Source organism: Haloglomus salinum (assembly GCF_024298825.1).
GTDB lineage: Archaea > Halobacteriota > Halobacteria > Halobacteriales > Haloarculaceae > Haloglomus > Haloglomus salinum.
This window is the reverse complement of record NZ_CP101153.1, coordinates 4,035,729-4,061,160: the sequence shown is the minus strand read 5'-3', so window position 1 is coordinate 4,061,160 and position 25,432 is coordinate 4,035,729. Positions and strand designations below refer to the sequence as shown.

The window sequence follows — 25,432 nt, the reverse complement described above, 5'->3', positions numbered from 1 at the left end:
GGCCTCGCGCGCAGTTGGGGAAGTCATCGGACATCCCGGCTCAGGGCGATGCTCCCGGTCCGGCGCCGCCGGTTCGGACGCTCCCAGTCCCGACGGCCGACCGAGGGATTATGAGAGCGGCTGGTAATGCCCCGGTAGAAGGAGGATGGACCGCTACCGCGGTTCGACCGTGCTGGCCCTGCTGGTGGTAGCACTGCTGGCCACCGTCGCCGGGGGGTCGCCGTCCCCGAATCCGGGGGGAAGCACCACCGACAGCGTCCCCGCCGTCCAGCGCAACACCAGCGGGCTGGCGGCGGACACCACCGCCATCCGCATCGCCGTCCAGCCCGACGGCTCGGCGGTCTGGGAGGTCGGCTACCGTGTCGCCCTGGACGACGAGGAGACGCGGTCGCGGTTCGAGACCGTCGACGACCGCATCGAGGCCCGGCCGCTCCAGTACACCGGCCCCTACCGGGAGATGATGGCCGAGGCCGCCGAGGTCGCCGCCAGCCGGACCGGGCGGTCGATGGAGATCCGGAACGTCACCGTCCAGGCCAGGGAGCTCCCGACCGGGGAGGGCGTGGTGGTGTACCGGTTCGTGTGGACCGGCTTCGCCTCCCGGTCGGGTGGGCGGATGGTCATCGGCGACGCCATCACCCGGCTGCCGCTCTCGGACGCGGACACCCGACTCGTGGTGCAGTGGCCCGCCGGGTTCGACGCGAAGCAGGTCAGCCCGGACCCAGATACCTGGCGCGACAGGGCGGTCGTCTGGCGAGGTCCGGTCGAGTTCGCGCCCTACGAGCCACGGGTCACCGTCGGTGGCGGTCCACTCCTCGCCCCCGATACGCTCGCGACCATCGGGGCCGTCGTCGGCCTCGTCGCGGCTACCGGCGCCGGGGGTGTCGGCGTGTACTGGTGGCGCCGACGCGACCCCGACGGGCGTCTGCTGCCGTGGCCTTCGTCGGAGGACCGCACCGGGACCACACCGGACGACCCGTCCACTGCGGACGACCCAGCCACCGCGGCCGAGGAGTCGGCGACCGAGGAGCCGTCCGGCGACGGTGACGGCGCTGCGGCGGCGGTTCCCGAAGAGCTCCTCAGCGACCCCGAACGTGTCCTCGACCTGCTGGAGTCGCGAGGGGGGCGGATGAAACAGCAGGAGGTGGTGAGCGAGCTTGGCTGGTCCGAGACCAAGACGAGCCAGGTCGTCAACGAGATGCAGGATGAGGGGACCATCGAGGTGTACCGCATCGGCCGCGAGAACGTGCTCTCACTGCCGGGGGAGATGGATGTCTGACCGGAGTCGCGGGACAGCAACCGGTAAACGGACCGTTTCGGCGATGAAAACAGTGCTGAAATGGCCCGGATTCGGCCAAAGGGAGTCGGCGATTGATGGTGGTCTCGCCCGAAGGACGGGTGTGAACTCGAGTCGGCGCACGCATCCTGGTCTCGTGGTGGTGAGCTGCGTGCTGCTCCTCCTGGCCGGTGGTGTGGCCAGCGGCGGGGCCACACCGGCCGGCGCCGTGGTCGCACAGGAAGGCAACGCGACCGCCGACCCCGGCGCAGTGGCCGGCGACGGCGTCCGGGAGGGCGGCGACGCCCTCGGGAGCCCGGTCGAGTCGCCGGACACGACGTTCGGCAGCCGGTTCTACCTGCGGGTCTCGTCGGTCACCACGGCCTACAATGATGAGCAGCCCGAACTGGGGCTCGCCGGGGGACTGGCCACCGACAACGTGGTCAACTTCCACGTGACCACCGCGGACGGGGAGACGGCGGTCTTCTCGTTCCGGCTGACCGGGGACAACCGCATCGAGGACCTGCGCGCGGGCGCCCGAAGCGACGCCTCGATCCGGATGACCACGGACAAGGAGACGTTCGACCGCATCGCCACCGCCGACTCACCGGGGGTCGCGTTCCGCGAGGCGCTGGCGTCCCGCGACATCCGGATCGGTGGTCGGGGCGTCGTCAGCGGGCTCTTCTGGGGAGTGGTGAACCTGCTCCGGAGTATCGGCGGGCTGCTCTGAGGTGGGCGTTCCGGCGTGCCGAGCCCTGCAGCCGGGAGACGGAGGACTCGACCCCACAGGACCCGCCGTTCACCCCGAAGTGAAGGCTCTCTCCCGGCCGAAATCCCCTGGCGGAAAGCGAGTCCCGGCCCCAGAAACAAGCACCCCTTTGAGCATCCAGAAGACGTTTTTCCGCACACCGTCATCCGGCGGATATGCCCTCCAGACGTGCCTACCTCGCGATGCTGGCAGCGACCGCCGGATGTACGAGTCCGTTCTCCTCCGGTTCGCCCGCTGATGGCGACGATGCGCCCACGGATTCCCCGACCGACACGTCGCCCACCGACGCCGGGGCGACGGTCACCTACGAGTACGTCGGGACGGACGACCTGCCGACGGGCGAGCGCGCGCTGGTCCTCCCCGGGCAGTGGCGAGACTGGCTCCGGACGGCCGCGAGTGGCGATACTGCTCGCGGGAGAATCCGACCCGAGGACTGCGGCCGCTCGCCGGTCCAGCCGGGCTGGACGGTCCGGCTCCGCCACGCCGGCGACCTGTCCGGCAGCTACGCGGTCGAGGGCGATACCGGCGGCCACTACATCGTCCAGTACCGGGCCGCACAGGCCACACCTCCCGAGGACACGACGGTCCACCGGTTCGCTGACCTCCCGGCGGCCGTCCGCGACCCGGTCGGGCGGATTCTGGACGGGATGGCCGTCGACCTCCCGCCGCAGAACCGGCCCTACCAGTACATCAGGCGCGAGGGCCGGCAGGGCGACGGCAGCTATCCCGAGCTGTGGGTCCGGCGGGACGGCACCACCTACCGGGTCCACCCGGACGTGCCGACCATCACGCCGCCCTGCGACTACTACGTCGCCCTGCGGTTCTCGTCCGTCGACGGCGCCGACCGGACGCTCTCGCTCGCGACGGTAAACCAGCCCGACACCATCGCCGCCGACGCCCGCGCGGAAGCGGAACGACCGCTCACGGACTACACCGGACACGACAGGTCCCGCCTCCGGGAGTTCGACCACGTCATGACGCTCGCCGGGTTCTACCGGGTGCGCGTGACGACGGACTGAGACGGGCAGCGGGACGGGACCGCCGACCACAGTCCCCTCGCCCGCGCTCATCGGTCACGACGAACCGATAGCCCCGGTCATTGACAGGGGGTGGATACGGGATACAAATTCAATGCATCCTAAATATGTCAAAAATACTCGGCATTTATTATTTGTTCCTATGATTATCATGTAATTTGTGGTTTCAGTTGTATACGCGGCCGATGGACCAGGCACGTCCTGTAGCGGAAAGCGGCTCAGGGAACCGGACGTGCGTCGGCGCGCCGCAGGCGTACCGTTCACCGCGCCGAGCGTAGCGAGGCGCGGCCGGTTTTCTGAACGTTTTTTGCGGTGAGCGGTTCGCTGGCGCAGCCAGCGAACTCGAACCGCAAAAACGCTCGAACGAAGCGCTACTGGAACCCTCGAAGCGGCTGTGCCTGGCTCGACTCCTCGTCGGCCTGCTGCATCTGCTGGGCGAGCTGTTCCCGGGCCTCGCGGATCTCCTCGGCACGCTCGACGAGGTTCTCTGTCGGGACCTCGAGGTCGGTGAGGGGCTCGATGCCGCCGGAGATGATGACGCGGGAGGATTCGGGGTCGGGGAACTGCGCCTCCGTCTCGACGATGAGGCCGACAGCGTCGAGGTCCTGGCGCTGTGCCTGCGAGAGGAGCGCGCCGGTGGGGCCGCTGACCAGGCCGCCCTGCCGTGGCGGGACGATGCCGGCCTCGTCGAGGCGGCCTCCAGCGTCACCGGACGCGACGCCGTACAGCTCCGGGGTACCGTCTTTCTCCCCGGGGAGGCCGCTGAGGTAGAACGGCGTGATGTCGTGTTCGACGACGAAACTCGTCACGCAGTCGGCGAAGCCGGTGGCCCGCTGGGGAGAGACGGGGATGTCGCTCTGGAGAACGAGCAGGTCCTGGTCCGCGTCGGCGTAGAACCGGACCGGCGGCATGAGTTCGGAATCGTCGCTGTGGTAGACGGCCACCTCGGGAATCCCGTCGCAGTGGAGTCCCCCCACGCAGGGCATCTCGAACGTGTCGACGAGGTGGTCGGCGGCGATCTTTCCGACGAGTCCGGCCCCGGGGAGTCCTTCTACGAGCGTCGCGCCGGTCAGGTCGATGTCGGCCTCGATGTCGACGTGTGCCATACCGGCGCGTCGCTCGGCAGGGGCTTCAACGTGAGGGGGGGCGCGCCGCGCCGGCCGACGTTTTGACGGGACTGTCAATTTCCCTTTATGTTGGTGTACGGCATTGTATGGTATGGAACAGGACAGGCAGCGAGCCCGTGGTGGGTCGGGTGGGACGGGCCGACGCTCGTTTCTGAAAGGTGCGACGACGACATTACTCGCGGCGGGCGCGCTCGGGACGAGCGTCACGAACGCGGCGGCGGCCAGCGAGCAGGTCGAGACGGTGACGAAGCGCATCGAGACGTGGGACGGGAAGGAACTGGCGACGCAGCTCTACCTGCCGGATACGAAGGGCCCGGCGCCGGCTGTCCTGATGACGCACGGTTACGGGAGCGACAAGGAGGATGCAGCGCTCGTCCGGACGGGAACGAAATACGCGGAAGCGGGCTTCGTCGTCCTCACCTACGACTCGCGTGGCTTCGGCGAGTCCGACGGCGAGGTCGGCGTCAACGGGCCGAAGGAGGTCAAGGATGCGCAGTCGCTCCTCGACTGGCTGGGCTACGCACGTCAGGCGGACGTCGGTTGCGAGAGCTCCGGCCTGCTCGTGCAGGGTGACGAGTCGGACGGTGGCCGGAACGGCACGCGCGACGTGGACAACCCCGGCTCCGGACCGTCCATCAAGGTCGGCATGGACGGACTCTCCTACGCCGGCGGTATCCAGCTCAACCTCGCTGCGGTCGACGACCGGCTCGACGCCATCGTCCCACGGTGGGCGTGGAACGACCTGACCTACTCGCTGGCCCCGAACGGCGGCATCAAGGCGGGCTGGACGACTATCCTGCAGGAGTTCGGCGCGCAGGGCTCGCGTGACATCGAGACGGGCGGCGACAGCGACAACGATATCGACGCGCGCGACGTCCGGAACGGCGTCGACCCGCGGCTGTACAAGTTCTACACCGAGAGCGTCGCGACCAACGAGTTCTCGCCGGCGGCCCGGTCGTTCTTCAGGCTCCGCTCGCCGTCGACGAAGGCGGCCGGGCTCGCGGAGAACGCGCCGCCGTCGCTGCTCATCACCGGCTGGAACGACACGCTGTTCACCGCGACCGAGGCGGTTCGGAACCACGAACTGCTGGAGGGCGGCGGGCAGGACAGCCGGATGGTGTTCATCCGCGGTGGCCACTCGCTGGAGCAGCAGGCGCCGCTCGAGCAGGGGGAGATCGACGCGATGGCGCTCGACTGGATGACCGAGCACGTCGCCGGCGGCAAACGGGCCGACCTCGCCGAGGTCACCTACTGGCAGCAGGAGGCCGAGGCGTTCGCCGAGGCGGACGCGCTTCCGAGCGCGGCCGAGGGTCCGTCCCGGACGCTGGCCGAGGCCACGAACGCCAGTAGCGGGACGACCGACCTCGCCGGTGGCCCGGTCGGCGGCTCCAACTCCGAGATTCTCGTCCAGTGCAACGACGACTACGCGCCGGGGACGTTCGCTGACTTCGACTTCCCGGTCGAGGAGGAGATGGAGCTCCTGGGCGTGCCCGAAATCACGCTGAACGTGACGCCGCTGGGGCGCGACCCGCTCGTCTTCGCGAAGGTCTACCACGTCGATTCGGCGGGGAACGCGGAACTCCTCTACAACCAGTCGACGCCCTACCGCGTCGAGGGGCCGGTTGGCGAACCGCAGGACATCTCGTTCGAACTGGCCGGCGTCCAGCGCCAGTTCGAGGCGGGCGAGACGCTTCGTGTCACCCTCTCGACGACCGACATCGCGTACTTCAACTCGCGCACGTCGGCGGGCGTCAGCATCGACAACGACGGCTCGGAGGTTCGGATTCCCGTGAAGGGGACCGACGGTCTCGCGGCAGCGTCGTCGTCCACGTCCGGTGCGTCCAACCCGGTCACCGGGCTGGAATCGTTCCCCGGGACGCTCTGATACCACGGCGGCGGCGCGCGAGCGCCGTACGACGACACCTTTGACTCGACGCCTTCTGCGGCCCCGTCTTCGCGGGTCGGGCGATTGTCCCGGCCCCTCGTTCACCCGTCGAGTGGCGACGCCCGGCTCGTCGCGATGACCGCCCGTCGGCCGTCACTCGACGTCGCCGTACGCCGCGACCAGGCCGTCGAGCGCCTCGTGGTGTTCGGTGGTGTGTGGCGCGGCGAGCGGTGTGACCGATACCTCGCCCTCGACGACGGCGCGGCGGTCGGTCCCGTCGGGGTCGGGGATGGTTCCCTCGGCCATCAGCTCCCAGATGTGGTCGTGGATGACGACCTGCTCGCCCTCGCGCTCGGCGTCGATGCGGTAGACGTGGGACGGGCGCGTGACCCGCATCGGGGCGCTGGGCTCGCTCTCGGGGGCGTCGGGTTCGTACTCCGCCGGGAGCGGGGCGTTGAGGTTGAGGTAATCGGCGTGCTCGAAGACGCCGGCCTCGGGGGCGTGGTCGACGAGGAAGCGAGTCGCCCGAGCGGCCTCCGCGTACGCGGGCACGTCGGGGTCGAACTCCCGGTAGCGCTCGTCGCTCCCGGGGAAGTAGAGCGAGGCGGCGATGGCGGGGATATCGAAGAACGCCGCCTCTACGGCCGCGGAGACGGTTCCCGAGCGCCCGAGCGTGTAGCCACCGAGGTTCGCGCCCCGGTTGCACCCCGCGACCACGAGGTCCGGTTCGAGGTCCAGTGCCTGGGTTCCGGCGACCACGCAGTCGACCGGCGTCCCGTGGACGGCGAAGCCGTCCTCGCGCTCCTCGACGGTCACCTCGCTGGACATCTTCCGCCCGACAGCGCTCTGGTCGGCGGCGGGCGCGACCACGGTCACGTCGGCCACCGGCGAGAGGGCCTCGCGGATGGCCTGCAGGCCCGTGGCGTCGATGCCGTCGTCGTTGGTGAGGAGAACCTCCATGCCACGCCTCCGGCCGGCCGGGGCAAAAAGCCGTGCCTGCGGGCGGCGGGTGGCTCGTGGTCCACTCCCGTGGACTGCCCGGTGTCCCACCGGTCAGGGTGGGACCGGGACGGACTCCACCACGACCTCATCGTCGACGACGAGGTTGTACGCGGCCTCGTCGTCGTTCCAGAGGACCAGCACCTGCTCGAAGGTGAGCAGGTCGCCGTAGTCCGCCTCGCGCAGCGGCGCGTTCAGCGCGTCCTCGTCGACGAGGACGGCGAAGTGGTCGGCCGCCTGTGAGCCGTCGCCGATGCGGAACAGCGGGTTGGCGCTGGGGTCCTCGGTCAGGTCGTGGCTCAACTTCGCCGCGGCGACGTTGACGCGGTCGGTGACGTGGGACTCGGAGTCCGCGAGGCGGGCGAACCGGTCGTGTGCGGGCTGGTAGTCGATGGCCCGGCGGCCGTCCCGCCGGAGGACGCTGTACGAGAACTGCACGTCGACGTTGACGAACTCGCCGTCGCCCGGCTCCCGGTCCCCACTCCCGGTCGGGGCGGCGTCGGGCCCACGCTCGCCGCGGTCGAGCGAGCGCTGGAAGCCCGGCACGTCGAGGTCCGGGCGCACGTCGAACGACCAGCAGGTGTCGCTGGGCGCGGCGTCGGGCCACAGCCGGAGCGTCGGCGCCCACACGGTCGCAGCGTCCTCGCCGGAGTGGTCGGCCAGCGCGCGCTCGACGCCGCGTAGGCCCAGCGCCGTGTTACGGTCGGCGGGTGCGAGCGCGAGCAGCGAGCCGTCGGGCGCGAGCGCGTCGAGATATCGCCGGGCCGTCTTCGAGGGGTCGGCCAGCTCCGAGAGGACGTTCGAGAACAGGACGAGGTCCCAGCCGTCCGCCGCGTCGTCGTCGTTCCCGCCGTCCGCGGCGGCCCCGTCGAGCGGCCCGGTCGGGTCGAACGCCTCGGCGGTTTCGCGGTGCACCGTCGAGTGGACGTTCCGCCCCGTCCCCTCCAGCACCGCGTCCAGCACGTCGGCCGCGGCCGCGGGCTCGACGGCGTGGTAGTGGACGAGCGCGTCGTCGGGGAGGTAGTCCGCGAGGCCGAGCGCGGGCCCGCCCACGCCCGCCCCCACATCCAGCACGCGCAGATGGTGGTCCAGCAGGTCGGCCTTCGCGAGGTCGTCCAGCACGTACTGGACGCTCGCATAGTAGCCCGGCAGGTGGTAGATGGCGTACGCGAGCGCCGTCTCGTCGTCGTACTCCACGTCGCCGCCGTGGAGGTAGTGCTCCTTGACCTCGCGCAGCCGGGCACGGAGTCGGTCGCCGCTGTCGCCGTCCGGCCAGCCGGCGCCGTAGCGCTCGACGAGCAGGTCCTCCAGCCGGGTGGCGTGGGCGTCCGGGAGCGCGGTGACGTGCTCGTCGACACCCCGGGCCCGCCACGCCGGAACCGGCTCCTCGGAGGCAGGGGCGAAGGTCCCGTCGTCGGTCTCGACCAGCCCCAGCTCGGGCGCCAGCGTCCGGAGTCCCTGCTTCACGATACCGGGGTGGGGCTGCCCCTCGACGTACTCGAACACCTCCTCGGGGTCGATGGGGCGGACGCTCCGGAGGTAGCGCGCCGTGTCCCGGAGGTCGGAGCGCTGGGACTCGTCCATCATGCGTCGTCACCGTCCGTGTTCGCGTCGGTGTCGTGGCCGGGCGCGTCGGTGTCTGGGGGGGCCGCCGCTTCCCCGGTTCCTGCGCCGAACGCTCCCGCGCTGGCCTCGTCGTACATCTCGGCGAACGCCTCGGCGTCGTCGGCCACGTCCGCGATGCGGCGGGCGGCGTCGGCCACCGCGTCCGCGCCCTCGAAGGCTGCCTGTATCTCGGCGTACACCGAGGGGTTCCCGCCGGTCACGTTCTCGACGAGGTCGGCCAGCGGCCCGGAGACGGGCGTGTGGAACTCCCCGGGCACGTCCTCGGCGGCGAGGCCGAACGCGAGGACGGCGGCGTGGGTGCGGGCCTGCACGGTCGCCATCGCGCGGTCGTGTTCCTCGGGGGTCGTGTCGAAGACGTGGTTGCCGCGGTCGGTCAGCGCCTCGCGGATCGCGCGGACGGCCGGCCCGCCACGGTCGACGACGACGGCGCAGTTGCCGGGTTCGTTGTCGGGCGCGAACAGCGGGTGGAAGGAGGCACGCTCGCAGTCGGGCGCCGCGTCGGCGAGCGCGTCGACCGCGGTCGCCATCTCCCCGGAGACGTCCACGACGGCGCGTTCGGCGCGGGGGCCGTGCTCGGCGACGGCGTCCGGGACCGCCGAGATGGGGACCGCCACGCAGACGAGGTCGACCGCCGCGCTGTCGGCATGCTGCCCGTCGACGGCCGCCGCCGGCGGGTCGGACTGGTCGGCCACTCGTTCCTCGAAGGCCGCGACGGCTGCCCGGGCGGCGGCCGCGTCGTCGTCGGCGAAGGTCACGCGGTCGACGGCGGGGGCGACGCTCCGGGCGAACCAGCGGCCCATCGTCCCGGCCCCGACCACGAGCAGGTTCATGCGGACTGGTTCCCGACGCCCCGGCAAAAGCCGTTCGCTCCCGGGGGCCGGGCTGCCGCCGCCAGCACTATCCGGGGTGGGGTTGCACTGGCGCGCATGCGACACAGCCTGCTGGTGGTGGGCCTGTGCTGTCTCGTCGTCCTCGCCGGCTGTGGTGGGACGAGCACGCAACCGACACCGACACCATCCCCGACCGGGTCGGCGGCTCTCGACGGCGGGGACGGTGGCGGGGGCGGAAGCGACGGCGGCGACGGCAGTGACGGCGCCGATGGCGGTGGGGGTGGCAGCGACGGCGGCGACGGCGGCTCGACCGCGTTCTCGTATCCGGCTGGGACGAGCGAGTCGGGCGTAGCGGACCCCACGGCCCTGCTGGACGCGAAGGTCGACAGCCTCGCCGACACGGACTACGCTCTCAACGTGACACAGGTCGCGATGCTCGACGGGAGCCGAACCCGGTCGGTCTCGGTGGTCCGGAGTGACCTCGACGGGCAACGCTCGCTCGGCGAGTTCAGCGTGACCTCCCCCAGCGGGGAGACCACCGTCGACATCTACCGCAACGCGACGACCCTCTCCCGGCGCCAGGCGGTGGATGGTCGGACGAGCTACCGGGTTCGGAACGGCAGCGGCACGTTCGAGCAGTACCACGAACGCCGTGCCGACGTGGCCCGCTCGGCGGAGAGCCTGTTCCGGTTCGCCAATTTCTCGGGTGCCGAGGTGGTCGAGCGCGACGGCCGGACGATGGCCCGATACACGCTCGCCGAGGTGAACGGCTCGGCGGTCAACGAGAGCACGACCATCACCGACGCCACCGGCGTGCTGCTGGTCGACGAGCGTGGCGTCATCCATCGCGGCGTGGTCGACATCCGAGGGACCCGCGACGGAACGCCACGCCGGCTGTTCATCGAACTCCGGACCACGGCGACCAGCGACGTGACCGTCGCGGAGCCGGGGTGGCTGAGCGAGGCCGAGGCCGCATCAGAGAGCTGAAGCCTGCTACGATGCGCCTGTCGGTTAACTCTCGAATAACATCCTCCATCGACTATTTCTCCGATAGTATTCAGATTAATGCCTTCTGACCCACATATATGTATAATGGGTCATGTTACATGGAAGCGTCCCTCAGTCCTCCAGGCCGACGTAGTCGGCCGCATGCCGGACCAGCGCCGGATGTGGGTCGGCAGGCGGTCGTCGGTCGACGACCTGCCGGAAGGCGGCTTCGAGGTCGCGGTCGGTCGTCTCGGTGAGCGCCGCCGCGGCCACCGCGACGCTCCGCGAGGCGCCAGCCGAGCAGTGGACCAGCGTGCGCTCGTCGCTCGTCAGCGCGTCGAGGGTCGCCTCGACCGCGCGCTCGAAAGCCGGGACCTCGTTCCTGGGACCGTCCATCATCGGCTCACGCACCACGCGGACGGCGTCGGGGTAGCCGCCGGCCGGGGGGTCGTGGGTGAGTCCGACCACGACCTCGATGGCCGCGTCGTGAAGCGCCGGCTCCTCGCTCGCGGCGCCGATTCCCCCGACGTACAGCCTCTCGGCGACCTGATGCATGGTCGGGCACACGGACGGGTACGACAAGAAGGTCAGTCAGACATCCGCCGACGCGAGACGCTCAGACGTGGGGTTTCGGGCGCAGTTCCTCGGGCTCGCGTGCGGCGAGCCAGTCACAGAGCTTCACGAGCTGGTCGCATGAGGCCTCGAACAGCTCGGCACCCTTCTCGGCCGTGGCGTCGGTCTGGTCGCCGAGGACGCCGTTGTCGGTGTTGTCGGCAGCGTCGTAGAACGCGCGGGCGCCGTGGACCATCCCGCGGCGGCGGCCGTCGGGCTCGGCGTTCTCGACCTCCTCCATCAGGACGCCGGTGTCGCGGGCCTCCTCCAGCCGGTCGTCGTGGACCAGGTCGGGGTGGAGATGCTGTATCATTGCGGTCTCCTTCGGGCCGCCGTGGGGCCCGTTGTGCTCGAACAGGTCGTCCACGAGGTCCGGGATGGACTCGTCCCACATCCACTCGACGGCGAAGGCGGTCTCGTCGTCGTAGAGGCGGCGGCCGACCTCCTGGAGGTGTTCGATGTTGCCGCCGTGGGCGTTGACGTAGACGACGCGGTCGATGCCGTGGTAGGTGAGGTTGCGGGTGAACGACTCGACGTAGTCGCGGAACTGCGGCGCGTCGACCCACATCGTCCCGTGGAACTGCTTGTGATGGGGGCTGACGCCGATGTTGATGGTCGGCGTGCAGAGGTAGCCCGTCCTGTCGGCCGCGGCGCGGGCGAGCCCTTCGGCGATGAGATGGTCGGTCCCCTCGGGGAGGTGCGGGCCGTGCTGTTCGGTCGACCCCAGCGGGACGATGGCCAGCGACTCGGACTCGAAGTACGATTCGAGGTCCGGCCACGCCTCGTCAGCGAGATACATAGAGCAGTCGACGGGCGGCGGTGGCATGAAGGTGGTCCCACAGGTATCGGTTGCGGCTCCCGTCGCCCGGCAGTTCCCGAGGTGGAGACACCGAAGACACTTACCGATGCCATCGACACCGACCAATGATGTCACCCAAACGTCGCGACGTGCTCCGTGCCGGAGGCGTCGCAGCCCTCCTGAGTGGCGGCCTCGCCGGCTGTATCGAGGACGTCACGGACGCACCCGGGGAGGAACGACCCGCGTACGCCGACTGGCTGTTCGACACCGATACCCTGCTGGACGCCTCGTTCCAGGGGTTCTACGCCGTCGATGTCGCGGCGTATCGCGAGCAGCAGGCCGCGCTCCCGGCCGAGGCGAACGAGGCCGTCCAGCGGGCGGCCGACGAGTACGATGGGGTCGCCGTCGAGGACTTCGACCGCGTGACCGGCCTCGGCGCCTTCGCCGACCCGAATCCGGACGACTACGGCGACGAGCAGTTCATCCTGACGACCGTCGGAACGGGGTCGTTCGACAGTGACGCCGTGGCGAGCGCCATCCGGTCGAACTCGGAGGTGAGTGCCGACGGCGAGTACGAGGGGTACGACCTCTACACGAGACGGGACCGCTACTCGCCGGGGAACACGGCGGCCGCGGCCGTCGGCGACGAGGCGGTCGTTCTCACGGTGGCCGACGCCGGCGGCGAGTACCGCAACCCGCCGCGCGGCGAGACACCCCCCTCACCCTCCGGGACGCCGGCTGGTGGCGTCAGCGCCGAGCGCGCGGTGGTCCACCACGTCGATGCCGGCGCGAGCGGGTCCGGCGGCCTCCTCGCCGGGAACGACCGGCTCGACCGGCTGGCGGAGGCACTCGACGGCCCCATCGTCGGCGGGCTGGCGTTCGACGCCGCCACGCTCCGCGAGCGGCTCGGGTTCCGCTCGCCGGAGGCGACGACGGCTACCCCGGAGGCCGACGGCCGGGACGGGAACGACAACGGCGGGGCCGACGACCGGCGCGCCAGTACCCCGACCGTGAGCGAGCCGGAGCCGAGCCCCGTCGAACGCCACCTCCGCCGGGTCACGATGGGCCTGACCGCGTTCGGCGGGAGTGCCGACGCCGACGGCGCCAGCAGCGGCGCGGTGGACTTCCGGCTGCTGTACGAGGACGAGTCCGCCGCGAGCGACGGCGCCGCGGCCGTCGAGGACCTCCGCGATGCGCTCCGGGCGGAGTCCGAGGCGTTCACCGTGCCGGAGGTCACGGTCGAGACCGACGGCACGGCGGTCGCGGTCGCCATCACCGGCGACCCGTCGGCGTTCTACGAGGCACTCGGCTTCGGCGACAGCAACGAGCCCAATGCACGGGCCCCGCAGGTCTCGTTCACCTTCGACCGCCGCGAGGACGGCCGCGTGACCGTCACCCACGACGGCGGCGACGAGGTCGGCACGGAGGGCACCATCGGGCTGCTGTACGAGTCCAACGGCGAGGGCATCGAGCGCCAGTGGCAACCCGACGACGGCTCCATCACCGCCGGCGACTCGGTCACCACCGACCAGCCCGTCACGGGTATCCTCCGCGTCATCTGGACCTCCCCAGAGGGTGGCTCCTCGGCGACGCTTGGCCTCTACCGGCCGCCGGAGCCGTCCGACGCTCCGGAGGTCGCCTTCGGCTTCGAAACCCGGAGCGAGAACCGGGTCGCCATCACGCACGAGAGCGGCGACCACGTGGAGCAGCCGCTCGTCGTCGTCTACGACTCGGTGGAAGGTGGCCGGAAGGAGGTCTGGGAGCCCGAGGGCGACGCCATCGCGGCCGGGGACACCTACACGACCGAACTCGCCCTCGCCGAGGACGGGTCCGTCCGTGTCATCTGGGATGGTGAGGGGGCAGTCACGCTCGCCGAGTACCGCAGCGCACCAACGGGGACGCCCCGCCGAACCCGAACGGCGTCCGCGGAGGGGACGGAGACGCAGCCCCCCCAGCAAGCCACCGAGACGCGGACGGGCACCGCGACCCCGGACGAGACACCGACGCGGACGCCGCGGCCGACGGAGTCGAGCACCGCGACGACGACCGAATCCGGCACTCCGACCACGGCCGAATCGAGCACCGCGACACCGACGGATTCGGCCACCGCGACCCCAGCCGAATCCGGCACCGCGACGCCCACCGAGACGAGCACGTCCACCAGCACCCGGACCCCGACGCCCGTCGAGGACGGGACGCCGACCTCCGGGAGCTGACGCCGCTGTCGGCCGGGGCCTCGGCCGCGGTTCTCCCGGAACCGCCGGACCGACGCTTCTCTCGCGATGGACGTGCCGAACACAAGACGTTTGCCGGGAGGTCCTGAACGACCGCTCATGGCCCCCGAACGACGCGATGTCCTCCGCGCGAGCGGCGGACTCGCAGCCCTCCTGACCGGCCTCGCCGGCTGTACCGAACAGCTCTCCGACGTGACCGACGGCGGTAGTGGCTCCGACGCCCCAGCGTACGCCACGGCCCTGTTCGACCCCGCTGCCGTCTTCGACGTGCAGACGCGGTCGTTCGTCTCGGTCGACGCGAGCGCGTACCGCCAGCAGAAGGCCGCACTCCCCGAGTCCTTCCGGAAGGGTGTCGAGGACACCGCCGGCGACGTGGAGGGAGCGGCGCCGTCCGACGCCGACCGGCTCAGCGGCGTCGTCGGGACGGACCGCGGCGAGCCCAGGAAGTATCAGGACGACCGGAGCGTCTACGCCGGCTACCTGACCGGCGACTTCGACGCCGAACGGATCCGCTCGCAGCTCGCCGAGAACGAGCAGCTCACCGAGCGTGGCGAGTACGAGGGCTTCACGCTCTACGGCGGCGCGGCCGAGTACGACAAGACCCGGACGGTCGCCGCGGCGATATCGGCCGACGCGCTCGCCGGCGCGACGGTCGACGTGGCGTACCCCGGCGAGACCCCGACCTCCGGCGGCGACTACCGGGGCGGCGGCGAACTGACGGCCACCCCCTCGGGCGTGCCGACGGCACTGGACGCCGTCAAAACGCAGGTCGACACCGCGGGCGGCGGCGGCAGCCCGCTCGCGGACGACGACCTCGTGGGCGAGATACTGACCGACCTCGGTGACGCGCCGTTCATCGCGGGGACGCTCGCAAGCGGCGAGACGGTCCGCTCGATGTACTTCGGCGACGGTCAGGGTGGTACCCGGGAGCCGGATGACGAACTCGCGCAGGACGTGAAGGCGCTCACGCAGGGCATCGTCGGCGTCGGCGGGAGCGGCACGGCACCGGAGTCCACCTCCAGCGAGGTGACCGTCCGCCTCTACTACGACGACGAGGGCGTCGTGAGCGATCGGGCGGAGACGCTCCGCTCGGCTATCGAGACCGCCAAATCACGCTCCGAGGACGTGACCCCGCCGGAGACGGAGGTCACGGCCGACGGCCGGGCCGTGGTGCTCACCATCACGGGCGACCCGCAGCGCCTGGCCGACGAGTTCGGCTTCGGTGAGGCCAGCGGGGGCGGGAGCGCCCGCGGCACTCCCGCCGAGGCCCCGCAGGTCGCGTTCGGCTTCGAGCAGAACGCCGAGGGGACCGTGACCATCCAGCACGAGGGCGGCGACACGGTGAACGTGGACCTCCGGGTCAGGTACACGAGCGACGGACAGACCAAGGTCGACACCTGGACCGCTGGCGGGGACGGCATCGCCGCCGGCGACAGCTTCACGACGTACGCGGCGGTCGACTCCGGCAGCGAGGTGACGGTCATCTGGGAAGGGGACGGCGCGGCCGCGGTGCTGGCACAGTTCGAGGCGCCGTAGGTCCTCGAGCCGGCACCAACTAGACTTATTCCGTTCGCCTTCCGCCACGTGGTATGGACGTTCGCCTGCTGGAAGCGACCGACGACCCCGAGCGGGTCATCTGTACTGCGGCCCGCAACGATTACAGTCCGACCTTCGTCGGTGACCAGACGTTCGAGGAGACGATGGCGGAGATCGAGGGGGACGACATCGAGGACAAGAAGCAGACGCTCATCGGTCACCTGCTCGACCACGGCCACTTCGGGCCGTTCGAGCACCCCCATGCCACCTTCGCCGTTGAGGGGATGAGCCGCTCCTGCATGGCACAGCTCACCCGTCACCGGCACGTCTCCTTCGATGTCCAGTCGATGCGGTACGTGGCGTTCGACGATGTCGACCCGGAGGAGGTTCGAGAGGGGGCGATGGTGGTGACCCCACCGTCAGCCAGCGATCCGAACTGGGTGGGTCGGAACCAGTCCACGGGCTCCGTGGACGAGGAGACGGTGGCAGAGCGCGAGCGCATCTTCCGGGAGTCGGTCACCCGGTCGGTCGAGGAGTACCAGCGCCTGCTCGATCTGGGGATGCCTCCCGAGGACGCACGGTTCGTCCTCCCCATCGGAACCGAGGTCAACGTCGTGATGACGATGAACGCACGGATGCTGATGCACGTCGCCGACATGCGGGCCGCGGCCGATAGCCAGTGGGAGATCCGCGATATGACCGAGCGGGTGCTCGACCTCGCCGAGGAGTGGTGCCCCATCACGTTCCAGCATTACGAGGAGCATATGAAGAACCGGAAGAACCGACTCGCACCCTGATTCTATACCGAATCAGGAGCCAGCGTCACCATGCCCGACTACGACCGGTGCCCTGGCTGCGATACGTCCTTCGGGCGACTCGGCTCACACTGGGCCCGCGCGGACTGCGACCGCCCCGAGTTCACCGAGAGGGAGATGGAGCGACTCATCGGCCTGTTGATGGGTGACGGAGACATCCACGGCCGGAACGATGCGAACCCCCACTTCCGGATTCGGATGACGACGCGCCCGTATCTACAGTTCCTTCGCGAACGTTACGGACCGCTGGGTACCGACGTGTTCCTCGAACGAACTGCAGCATACCAGGCACAACAGGCTCGCAAGACCGACAACGAGCGGTTCCGGACTGTGAACGAATCGAACTACAGCGACCTGTACGGGTTCCGGACCTGGTCCCATCCCGCGCTCCACGACCTCGCGGCCTGGTACAGAAGCGGACGGAAACGGTTTCCATCGGACCTCGATCTGACCGTGACCACGGCGAGGGCGTGGTACGTCTGTGACGGCTGGCTAGCTAGAGAGGGTACCCGATGCCGGGCTATGATCAAGGCAACGAACGTGACCGTGCGGAGTTCCTCTGTTCGCTCTTCGAGAGCCACGGCTTCCAGCCCGGATTCAGTCGCGATGCGCTCCAGTTCAGCCGGAGCGACACGGAGCGCCTGTTCGAGTGGTTCGGCGAGCCACCACCTGGATTCGCGTACAAGTGGCCCGATACCTGAATCCGGCTCCTCATCCTCCACCCGGCCACAGGAAGACCACTCCCTCGACGCCCGCCACCGGCGTGGGGTGGTCCCACGCGAGGTAGTGGCGGAACCGCGGGCGATGGGGCACGTCGAAGACGAGCTGCAGGCTGACCGATGCCCCCGGAGCCAGCCCGTCGTACCACGCGAGCGGCCGGATACCCGGTCCGGTGTCGGGCTCTACGACCCGGTCGAACGCGACCCCGTCAAGACTGTGGAGGTGTCGGTAGGTGCCGCCGGCCAGCTGGAGCCGGAAGACGGTGTCCGACACGGCCGGCAGTCGCTCGTCACCGGTGTTCTCGACGAGGAAGTCGTACGCGACGAAGCGGCCGCGCTGCGGTTCGACGGTTGCCGTGCCGGCCCCGTCCTCGTGCTCGTACTCGACCGACTCGAACGCCGTCCAGCGCCGGGCCGAGACACGGGTGCCGTCGACCGCAGTGGCGGCCGCGCCCAGAACCCGCTCCGACGGGGCCGGGCCCGGACGGCGCGTGGGGCTGGGGGCGGCCGTCGGGCTCGCGGCCGGGGACGCCCCACCGGCATCCCGGGACCCACCGGCATCCCGGGACCCACCCGGACCACCGCCACAGCCGGCGAGCGCGACGATGCCTCCGGCCGCGAGCGCGCGGAGCACCCGACGGCGGCTGTGCATACCGGCTCATCTCGTCCGAGCGACAGGAAGGTTCCGCCTCGGCCGGGTCACCGGCCCATGATGTCGACCTCGCTGGCGGCGAACGAGCCACAGACGCCGCCGACCGTGCTCAACACGAGGACGTAGGCCGCCAGCAGGACGCCACCGACACCGAGCGCGAGGCCGAGTGGGTCCGGAAACGAGGCCGCATCGATGGGGACGGGGAGCAGCGCGAGGACCCCGCTCGCGAGTCCCGCGAGCAGGAGCACCGCGACGAGGCCGGCGAGGCTCCCCGTCAGCGCGCCCGCCCGGGCGTCGCCGGCGCGGAGATAGCCGGCGATCGCGCCCCCGACGACCGGTGCGAAGGGGAGGAATATCGTGACGAAGCTGACGAGGCCACCCGTCAGCGCCGAGACCGGCGCCCCCCGGCCGTCGCGCCGTGTCGCCGCCTCGCCGGTGCCGTGAGACATGCGCGATTTTTCCATCCCGGACGGCAAGAAATCCACGGTGGTGCCAGCAGGCCGGTGCGGTCGTGGGGCGCCTTCCCTCGCTCGGAACCACGGTTCGGCGCGGGGATTAACGTGGGCGGCGGTCGGAGAGCGGGATATGGCAACCGAGGAGTCGGACCCGGCGGCGGACCCGCGGGCCGACTACGATTACGCCGGTGGTGCGGTCCCCGAGGAGCACGCCGACCTCGTGGCGGGCCTCCGCGAACGGGTGGCGGGCGAGGTCCGGTTCGACGCGTTCACGCGCTCGCTGTACGCGACGGACGCCTCCGCTTACGAGGTGACGCCCGTCGGGGTGGTCCTCCCGCGTGACACCGAGGACGTGGCGGCGACGGTCGAGTTCTGCGCCGAGGAGGGCGTGCCGGTCCTGCCGCGTGGCGGTGGTACGTCGCTCGCCGGGCAGTCCGTGAACGAGGCGGTGGTGCTGGACTTCACGGCCGAGATGGACGCCATCGTCGACATCGACCCCGAGCGCCGGACGGCGACGACGCAACCGGGCTGTCTGCTCGGCGACCTGAACGCCCGACTCGCCGACCACGGCCTCAAGTTCGCGCCCGACCCCGCGTGGGGCGACAAGTCCGCCATCGGCGGCGCCGTCGGCAACAACTCGACCGGCGCGCACTCGCTGCAGTACGGGAAGACCGACGCCTACGTCGAGTCCTGCGAGGTCGTGCTCGCGGACGGGGACGTGGTGACGTTCGGTGAGGTGACGTTCGGCGAGCTCCGGCGCCGGGCCGAGAGCGACTGGTCGGTCCGGGCCCGCGTCGCGAAGCGCGTCCTCACCCTCCTGGAGGAGGACGCCGGTGTCGTCGAGTCGACCTTCCCGGACCTGAAACGGAACGTCTCGGGGTACAACCTCGACGCTGTCGTCGCGGACGCGTACGAGGGCCTCGACCGCGAGCCGGGCGACGACGAGGGGCCGCTCCCCGAGGACGCGACCGTGAACCTCGCGAAACTGCTCTGTGGCTCGGAAGGGACCCTCGCCGTGGTGACGGAGGTCACGGTGTCGCTGGAGCCCGTGCCCGAGACGAAGTCGGTCGCGCTGCTGGGGTACGACGACCTCGTGACGGCGATGGCCGACGTTGCGCCCATCCTCGACCACGACCCGGCTGCCGTCGAGGTGCTGGACGACGTGTTGCTCGACCTGGCACGGGACACGACGGAGTTCGGCGACCTCGTTCGCGAACTCGCGCCCGGCGGCACGGGTGCGGTGCTCCTCGTCGAGTTCTACGCCGAGCACGACGCGGCTGGCCGCGAGCAGGTCGCGGGCCTGTTCGCCGACCGGGCACGCCAGCTCGACGACGACGCCACGGCCGACCCACCCGGCGACGCGCCGGTCAGCGACGACCGGCCGCGGGCGACCTTCGCACGCGAGGCCCACGACGACGACGAGCGGGCACGGTTCTGGAAGCTCCGGAAGTCGGGGCTCCCCATCCTGCTCGGGCGGACGAGCGACGCGAAGCACATCTCCTTCGTCGAGGACTGTGCGGTCCCGCCCGAGCGCCTGCCCGAGTACGTCGCCGACTTCCGCGAGGTGCTGGACGCCCACGACACGTACGCATCCTTCTACGCCCACGCCGGCCCCGGCTGTCTCCACGTCCGGCCGCTGGTGAACACGAAGACCGTCGAGGGCGTCGACCGGATGCAGTCCATCGCCGACGACGTGACGGACCTCGTCGTCGAGTACGGCGGCGCGGTGTCGGGCGAGCACGGCGACGGTCGCGCCCGGAGTGGCTGGAACCGGAAGCTGTACGGCGACCACGTATACGAGATATTCCGCGACCTGAAGGCCGAGTTCGACCCGGACGGCCTGCTGAATCCGGGACAGGTCTGTGGCGACGTGGACATGACCGAGAACCTCCGGTTCTCGCCCGAGTACGAGTTCGACGCCGACAACGCGCTCTCCGACTTCGAGCCCGAACTCCGCTGGGAGAACGAGAACGGGTTCCAGGGGATGGTCGAGCTCTGCCACGGGTGTGGGGGCTGTCGCGGCCCGCAGGAGACGACCGGTGGCGTGATGTGCCCGACCTATCGCGCGGCCGACGAGGAGATACAGTCCACTCGCGGCCGGGCCAACTCGCTCCGGCGGGTCCTCTCGGGCGAACTCGACGTGGAGGCGGCCGACCACGAGTTCCTGAGCGAGGTGCTGGACCTCTGTGTCGGCTGCAAGGGCTGTGCCCGCGACTGTCCGTCGCAGGTCGACATGGCGAAGCTGAAAGCCGAGGTCGAGCACGCCGCCCACGAGGAGGGTGGGACGCCCCACCGCCGCGACCGCCTCTTCGCCAACGTGTTCGACCTCTCCGCGACGGGCTCGCGGTTCGCCCCGCTCCTCAACGCGCTCGGGTCGCTGCCCGGGAGCGGCTGGCTGGCCGAGAAGACGCTCGGTATCGCTCGCGAACGTGACCTCCCATCGTTCGCGAGCGAGTCGTTCGTCGAGTGGTTCGACACCCACGACCCCGCTATCGAGGCCGAGATGGCCGCCCATCGGGTTGTCCTCCTGCCGGACCCGTACTCGACGTACGTCACGCCCGAGGTCGCACGGGCCGCCGTCGCGGTGCTGGAGGCGGCCGGCGTCCACGTCGAACTCGCAGCGCCGCTCCCCTCGGGCCGGGCGGCCCACTCGAAGGGCTTCCTCGACACTGCCCGCGACCGCGCTCGCGACGTGGTGGCCGAACTCGCACCGCACGTCGAGGACGGCCGGGACGTGGTCGTCGTCGAGCCGACGGACGCGGTGATGGTGCAGTCTGACTACGGCGACCTGCTCTCCGGTACGGCCGTCGACATGGTCCGCGAGTACACCTTCGGCGTCTGCGAGTACCTCGACCGCCACGACCTCGACCGGGACGTGGCGTTCGACGCCGCGGGAGCGGTCGGCGACGGTGCCGCCGGTGCGGGCCACGGCCCCATCGCGGAGTCGCTGGCCTACCACGGCCACTGCCACCAGAAGGCTACGAAGAAGGACCACCACGCCGTGGGCGTCCTGCGACGGGCGGGGTTCGAGGTGGACCCGCTCGACTCGACCTGCTGTGGGATGGCCGGCTCCTTCGGCTACGAGGCCGAACACTACTCGATGAGCAAGGCGGTCGGGGAACTGCTGTTCGAACAGGTCGAGGCGAGTCCCGCCGAGGCGGTGGTGGCTCCCGGTGCGTCCTGCCGGACGCAACTCGACGACTGGGAGGGGCTCGACGAGCGGCCGCCGCATCCCGTGGAGGTGCTGGCTGCGTCGCTGGCAGAGTAACCGATTCTCAAACTCTGTGTCCAAGGTACGCATGCCTGCTGCGTAACTTCCATATTACTCGGATATGGCCTGTATTATAGAATTATTTGCGGGTGGAGTTCGGCGTCCACACCCCAGCGTCGGCTGTACCGACCTGTGATGGTCGATTGATTCCACATCGCCTATGCCGGCCGGCGGCCGACACCCGTCCCCCTCCAATGACGCAGGAACTCGGTCCCCTCGCTCGCGAGCTGTCGGTCTCCTACTACGAAGACGCCCTCCCGGCACACGACCAGTTCCACGCCAGGCGCGTCCGCGACGTGGCGCTCAGGCTGGCCCGCGAATGCGATGCCGCCGTCGACGAGGACGTACTCGCCGCGGCCGCGTGGCTCCACGATATCGGGCGCCCTCGTGAGCGGGTTGGTGATATCGACGACCACGATGCCTGGGGTGCCACGAGAGCGGTGGAACTGCTCGAGGCAGAAGGCGTCGCGCCCGAGCACGCCGCGGCGGTCGAACACTGCATCCGGGCCCACAGCATCCGGTCGAGTTCACCGACGCCGGAGACCATCGAGGCGGAACTGCTGTTCGACGCCGACAAACTGGATGCGGCCGGGGCCCGCGGACTGGTTCGGCTGGCGTGCATCGTCGGCGAGCGGTCGGGGCGGGCCGGCGAACGCTACGCGGTCATCGACGACCCCTCCGCGTCGGACGCGCCGGCGCCGGACCGCCCGGACATCACGCTCCTCCGCGAGTGGGCCGCGGAGCGCCTGGACCGGTTGCACACCCAGCCCGCGCGTCGGCTCGGCGAGTCACGTCGGCAGTTCATGGACCAGTTCCTCGACCGGTTCGAGCGCGAAGCCGGACTCGACGGCGAGGCCTGACACACGGGTCCGGACCGACGACCTACTCGGAGTCGGACGCCGCCCCCAGCACCCGCTCGACGTAGAACTCCTGCAGGTCGTCGTCGGCCACGTCGATGTCCTCGCGCGGCGCGTCCAGCAGCACCTCGCCGTCGTAGACGATGGTGAGGTGGTCCACGCTCCCCGCGAACTGTCCGAGGTTGTGGGTCGAGACGACCACGCCGTGGCCTGCATCCCGGTACGCCTCCAGGAACTCGACCAGCCGCAGCTTCGTCACGTCGTCGAGGTCGCCCAGTGGCTCGTCCAGTAGCAGGTAGGCGGGCTCCTTCTGGAGTGCGAGCGCGAGGTCGAGCTTGCGGCTGTAGCCGCCCGACAGCTCCCCGGCGATACGATTCCGGACCACGTCCAGCCCCAGCCGGTCCAGCACCGTCTCGGCCCAGTCCGAATCGGCGTCCGCGAGCGCGCCGAACACCTCCAGGTTCTCCGCGACCGTCAGCTGGTCGTAGTGGGAGGGGCGCTGGAACGCGGTCCCGAGGCGCACGTCCGGGACGGACACCTCGCCGGCCGATGGCTCCACGAGGCCGAGCAACGTCCGGAGGAGCGTCGTCTTCCCGGAGCCGTTCGGTCCGACGAGACAGTGGACGGTGCCCGGTTCGACGGTCACGTCGACGCCCTCGAGCGCCATCACGCGCCCGTAGCGCTTGCGCAGCCCGGAGACCCGGATGGGGGCGACCGTCGTGGCATCCAGCGTCGGCATCTGGTCGCTCATCTCAGGTCCCCCGCTCGTAGGCGAGCAGCGAGAGCTTCAGCGGCACGAGCATCGCGAGCGCGAACAGCGCGACGCCACCGAGCCAGGGGCCGAACTCGGCGACGGGGAGGTCACGGAGGGTGGCCCCCCGGACCGTGAGCATCGCGTAGTGGGTGGGGACCCGGCGGATGATATCCCGTCGGAGCGGCGAGAAGAAGCCGACCGGGTAGACCAGCCCCGAGAACCCGAGGAAGGCGAACAGGAGGAGGACGTTGAACAGCCGGCCCGTCGTCCCGAAGCCGGAGGCGAACGTCACGGCGGTGGCGATGGCGCCGCACGCGAGGAAGGTCAGCGCGAGCGCGGCGACGGCGGCGGGCGCGAGCAGGTTCACGTCGTAGCCCATCCCCAGCCCGACGGCGTGGAAGACCAGCAACGGCACCGCGAGCAGGGCGGTGAAGAAGGCGAGCTTCCCCGCGACCACCGTATCGAGCGAGGTCTCGACGCGCAACCGGTCGAGGACGGCTTCCTCGCGGGCGAGGTTGTACGGCAGGTACGCGAACGCGAAGGTGAGGACGATGATGGTCAGGAACGTCGGCAGGAGGTACGAGGAGAGCTTGCGCTCCTCGCCGCTGATCTCGCGCTGGACCACCACGCGCTTGTCGAGTTGCCGGTTCATCGTCGACGCGACCACGCTCACCAGCGCCTGCGACGGCTCCCGGTACGGCGTCATGTCGCCGTCGATGGTGACGGTCATGTTCACCCGCTTGACGTCCGGGTCGCCCAGGTCGGGTGGGACGCTCACGACGGCGTACACCGACTCGCGCTCGAGGTCCCGCATCGCCGCGGCCTCGGAGTCGTACTGGATGGGCTTCGAGAACAGCCGGAAGGAGGCCGCGACCACGTCGTACTCCTCCTCGGAGACATCTTCACCGGCCACCACGGCCACGGGCGCGTCCTTCGGGAGGACGTGCTGGAAGAACACCGACGCCCCGGCGAACGCCCCCGGCAGGAGCACGAGTACGAACAGCAGCGCCAGTATCCGGTGGCGGCTCCACAGCAGTTCCTTCCGGAGGATGGTGCGCAGGCTCATGCGGGCTCCTGGTGGGCGGTGTCGATTGCGGGGCTGGGACGGGCGAGCGACTGGGGCTCGGGCTGGTTCCGGAACAGCCCTCGAACGAGGACCCGGAGGCCGCTCGGCGAGGATTCGTAGTCCGCGAGAAGCGTTCGTCCCTCGATATCGAACGCGGTCCGCCGAAGTTCCGTCTTCAGCGTCGCGTTCGAGGACTGGAGCAGGTAGAACGACTTCCCGGCACTCATGATGTTGCGCACGTCGTCGGCGCTCTCGGCATCCTCGCTCGTAATCCGGATGCGGACGCGGACGTCGGGCGGTGCCGTCTCGTTGGCCGCGGCGGCCGTCTCGTTCAGCGTGTACCTGGTTCCGACGTACTCCACGGTCCGGACGGCCGGGCCGACGAAGGGGTAGTCCGGGACCGTCGAGGGGCGGAACCGGTAGGCGAACCGGACGTAGCCGTCGTCGGTGCCGTCGTAGCGCCGCAGCAGTTCGCCCCCGACCGTCTCGGGAGTGGTCTCCGGGTCGGCCCGGGCGATGGCCACGTCGACGGCGTCGGAGACGGCGCTCTCGTTCCCGATGGCGAGGAGGCGTGGGCCCTCGCGCGGAATCGGGCCCCCCTCGGCGCCGTTGTCGAGCACCGCGACCGCGGGCCCGCGGTCGGAGCGGTAGATGGTGAACCCGCGCCGAGTTTCGGTCGTGAACTCGACACTGTGTCGGGCACGGAGCGCCTCGGTGGCGTCGCTCGCGGTCCAGTTCGCCACCACGAGCCGGGCGCCGTACGGCTCGCCGCTCCGGCCGAAGTAGGTGACCTGGCTCGCGGCCGACGTGTTCAGCGACGCGTTCGACGGCGGGCTGACCGCCAGTGCCCGGAGGTACGGCGGACCGTCGTAGAACTGCACGGCGCTCTGGAAGCGGAGCGAGGCGCGGGTCCCGTTCCGCACGGCGGGGTCCGAGCGGTACTCGGTCGTGTTCAGCGTCCCCACGTAGTCGGTGCCGGCCGGGACGTTCTCGGTCGGCTCGTAGGGCTCCGGGGGCGGTGGCTCGTACGAGAGGACGACGGCCGCACCACAGACGCCAGCGAGGAGGAGTGCGACGGCACCCGCGACCGCGAGGGCCTGGCGGTCGGGGCTCATCGCACGCCACCTCG

Annotated in this window: 22 protein-coding genes and 1 pseudogene; 12 read left to right on the top strand and 11 right to left on the bottom strand. The window is 70.5% G+C overall.

The features are described from left to right. Positions 1–145: 145 nt before the first annotated feature. The 3 genes from NL115_RS19895 to NL115_RS19885 all read left to right on the top strand — a co-directional run bounded on the left by NL115_RS19895 (position 146) and on the right by NL115_RS19885 (position 3,061). Positions 146–1,276: a DUF7345 domain-containing protein gene (locus NL115_RS19895; RefSeq protein WP_254831061.1), complete on the top strand. Its 1,131-nt coding sequence runs from the start codon at positions 146–148 to the stop codon at positions 1,274–1,276. A gap of 169 nt (positions 1,277–1,445) precedes the next feature. Continuing rightward, on the top strand, positions 1,446–2,003 hold the full coding sequence (locus NL115_RS19890; RefSeq protein WP_254831060.1) for a hypothetical protein: 558 nt from the start codon (positions 1,446–1,448) through the stop codon (positions 2,001–2,003). 194 nt (positions 2,004–2,197) lie between these two features. Continuing rightward, positions 2,198–3,061, top strand: a complete 864-nt coding sequence (locus NL115_RS19885; protein WP_254831059.1) for a hypothetical protein — start codon at positions 2,198–2,200, stop codon at positions 3,059–3,061. 389 nt (positions 3,062–3,450) lie between these two features. On the opposite strand, the gene NL115_RS19880 is transcribed toward NL115_RS19885, so the two are convergent. After that, complete coding sequence (locus NL115_RS19880) at positions 3,451–4,185, bottom strand: proteasome assembly chaperone family protein (protein ID WP_254831058.1); 735 nt, start codon at positions 4,183–4,185, stop codon at positions 3,451–3,453. A 112-nt stretch (positions 4,186–4,297) separates the two neighbouring features. Here NL115_RS19880 and NL115_RS19875 point away from each other — a divergent pair, with 112 nt between their 5' ends. Then, positions 4,298–6,091, top strand: coding sequence for a CocE/NonD family hydrolase (locus tag NL115_RS19875; protein ID WP_254831057.1), 1,794 nt, complete (start codon positions 4,298–4,300; stop codon positions 6,089–6,091). A 153-nt stretch (positions 6,092–6,244) separates the two neighbouring features. On the opposite strand, the gene surE is transcribed toward NL115_RS19875, so the two are convergent. From surE to NL115_RS19860, 3 genes are all read right to left on the bottom strand, one after another. Continuing rightward, positions 6,245–7,051, bottom strand: a complete 807-nt coding sequence (gene surE / locus NL115_RS19870) for a 5'/3'-nucleotidase SurE (RefSeq protein ID WP_254831056.1) — start codon at positions 7,049–7,051, stop codon at positions 6,245–6,247. A 93-nt stretch (positions 7,052–7,144) separates the two neighbouring features. Then, positions 7,145–8,674, bottom strand: coding sequence for a DUF8157 domain-containing protein (locus tag NL115_RS19865; RefSeq protein WP_254833121.1), 1,530 nt, complete (start codon positions 8,672–8,674; stop codon positions 7,145–7,147). After that, complete coding sequence (locus NL115_RS19860; RefSeq protein ID WP_254831055.1) at positions 8,674–9,546, bottom strand: prephenate dehydrogenase/arogenate dehydrogenase family protein; 873 nt, start codon at positions 9,544–9,546, stop codon at positions 8,674–8,676. The genes NL115_RS19865 and NL115_RS19860 overlap by 1 nt, the downstream gene beginning before the upstream one ends. Positions 9,547–9,642: 96 nt before the next feature. Here NL115_RS19860 and NL115_RS19855 point away from each other — a divergent pair, with 96 nt between their 5' ends. Further along, positions 9,643–10,533 carry a DUF7537 family lipoprotein gene (locus tag NL115_RS19855; RefSeq protein WP_254831054.1) on the top strand — a complete coding sequence of 297 codons (891 nt, stop codon included), beginning with the start codon at positions 9,643–9,645 and terminating at the stop codon, positions 10,531–10,533. Positions 10,534–10,665: 132 nt separating this feature from the next. On the opposite strand, the gene NL115_RS19850 is transcribed toward NL115_RS19855, so the two are convergent. Both NL115_RS19850 and NL115_RS19845 read right to left on the bottom strand, forming a co-directional pair. Then, positions 10,666–11,088 (bottom strand): dual specificity protein phosphatase family protein, encoded by a 423-nt coding sequence (locus tag NL115_RS19850; RefSeq protein WP_254831053.1) that lies wholly within the window; start codon positions 11,086–11,088, stop codon positions 10,666–10,668. A gap of 61 nt (positions 11,089–11,149) precedes the next feature. Beyond that, positions 11,150–11,944: a creatininase family protein gene (locus NL115_RS19845; RefSeq protein WP_254831052.1), complete on the bottom strand. Its 795-nt coding sequence runs from the start codon at positions 11,942–11,944 to the stop codon at positions 11,150–11,152. Positions 11,945–12,072: 128 nt separating this feature from the next. Here NL115_RS19845 and NL115_RS19840 point away from each other — a divergent pair, with 128 nt between their 5' ends. The 5 genes and pseudogenes from NL115_RS19840 (at position 12,073) to NL115_RS19825 (ending at position 17,230) form a co-directional block, all read left to right on the top strand. Then, a complete protein-coding gene (locus tag NL115_RS19840; protein ID WP_254831051.1) occupies positions 12,073–14,160 on the top strand; it encodes a hypothetical protein in 2,088 nt (695 codons plus the stop codon). 117 nt (positions 14,161–14,277) lie between these two features. Further along, on the top strand, positions 14,278–15,714 hold the full coding sequence (locus NL115_RS19835) for a hypothetical protein (RefSeq protein WP_254831050.1): 1,437 nt from the start codon (positions 14,278–14,280) through the stop codon (positions 15,712–15,714). 53 nt (positions 15,715–15,767) lie between these two features. Next, on the top strand, positions 15,768–16,511 hold the full coding sequence (gene thyX, locus NL115_RS19830; RefSeq protein ID WP_254831049.1) for an FAD-dependent thymidylate synthase: 744 nt from the start codon (positions 15,768–15,770) through the stop codon (positions 16,509–16,511). 30 nt (positions 16,512–16,541) lie between these two features. Further along, a pseudogene (locus NL115_RS20745) lies at positions 16,542–17,015 on the top strand (hypothetical protein); the annotation flags it as partial. A 26-nt stretch (positions 17,016–17,041) separates the two neighbouring features. After that, positions 17,042–17,230 carry a hypothetical protein gene (locus NL115_RS19825; RefSeq protein WP_254831048.1) on the top strand — a complete coding sequence of 63 codons (189 nt, stop codon included), beginning with the start codon at positions 17,042–17,044 and terminating at the stop codon, positions 17,228–17,230. 10 nt (positions 17,231–17,240) lie between these two features. Here NL115_RS19825 and NL115_RS19820 read toward each other — a convergent pair whose 3' ends face one another. Together NL115_RS19820 and NL115_RS19815 are read right to left on the bottom strand one after the other, a co-directional pair. After that, a complete protein-coding gene (locus NL115_RS19820; RefSeq protein WP_254831047.1) occupies positions 17,241–17,900 on the bottom strand; it encodes a DUF4352 domain-containing protein in 660 nt (219 codons plus the stop codon). Positions 17,901–17,947: 47 nt separating this feature from the next. Next, on the bottom strand, positions 17,948–18,349 hold the full coding sequence (locus tag NL115_RS19815) for a DUF5518 domain-containing protein (RefSeq protein WP_254831046.1): 402 nt from the start codon (positions 18,347–18,349) through the stop codon (positions 17,948–17,950). A gap of 136 nt (positions 18,350–18,485) precedes the next feature. Between NL115_RS19815 and NL115_RS19810 the strand changes: the two genes are divergently transcribed. Both NL115_RS19810 and NL115_RS19805 read left to right on the top strand, forming a co-directional pair. Beyond that, positions 18,486–21,623 (top strand): FAD-binding and (Fe-S)-binding domain-containing protein, encoded by a 3,138-nt coding sequence (locus NL115_RS19810; protein WP_254831045.1) that lies wholly within the window; start codon positions 18,486–18,488, stop codon positions 21,621–21,623. 197 nt (positions 21,624–21,820) lie between these two features. Beyond that, on the top strand, positions 21,821–22,486 hold the full coding sequence (locus NL115_RS19805) for an HD domain-containing protein (protein WP_254831044.1): 666 nt from the start codon (positions 21,821–21,823) through the stop codon (positions 22,484–22,486). Between the two features lie 22 nt (positions 22,487–22,508). On the opposite strand, the gene NL115_RS19800 is transcribed toward NL115_RS19805, so the two are convergent. From NL115_RS19800 to NL115_RS19790, 3 genes are read right to left on the bottom strand one after another with little or no spacing between them, the layout of a single operon-like run. Then, entirely contained in the window at positions 22,509–23,234 is a 726-nt protein-coding gene (locus NL115_RS19800; RefSeq protein WP_254831043.1) for an ATP-binding cassette domain-containing protein, read from the bottom strand. A 1-nt stretch (position 23,235) separates the two neighbouring features. After that, positions 23,236–24,303 carry an ABC transporter permease gene (locus NL115_RS19795; protein ID WP_254831042.1) on the bottom strand — a complete coding sequence of 356 codons (1,068 nt, stop codon included), beginning with the start codon at positions 24,301–24,303 and terminating at the stop codon, positions 23,236–23,238. Beyond that, on the bottom strand, positions 24,300–25,418 hold the full coding sequence (locus tag NL115_RS19790; protein WP_254831041.1) for a hypothetical protein: 1,119 nt from the start codon (positions 25,416–25,418) through the stop codon (positions 24,300–24,302). Before NL115_RS19790 ends, NL115_RS19795 begins: the two co-directional genes overlap by 4 nt. Positions 25,419–25,432: the final 14 nt, after the last annotated feature.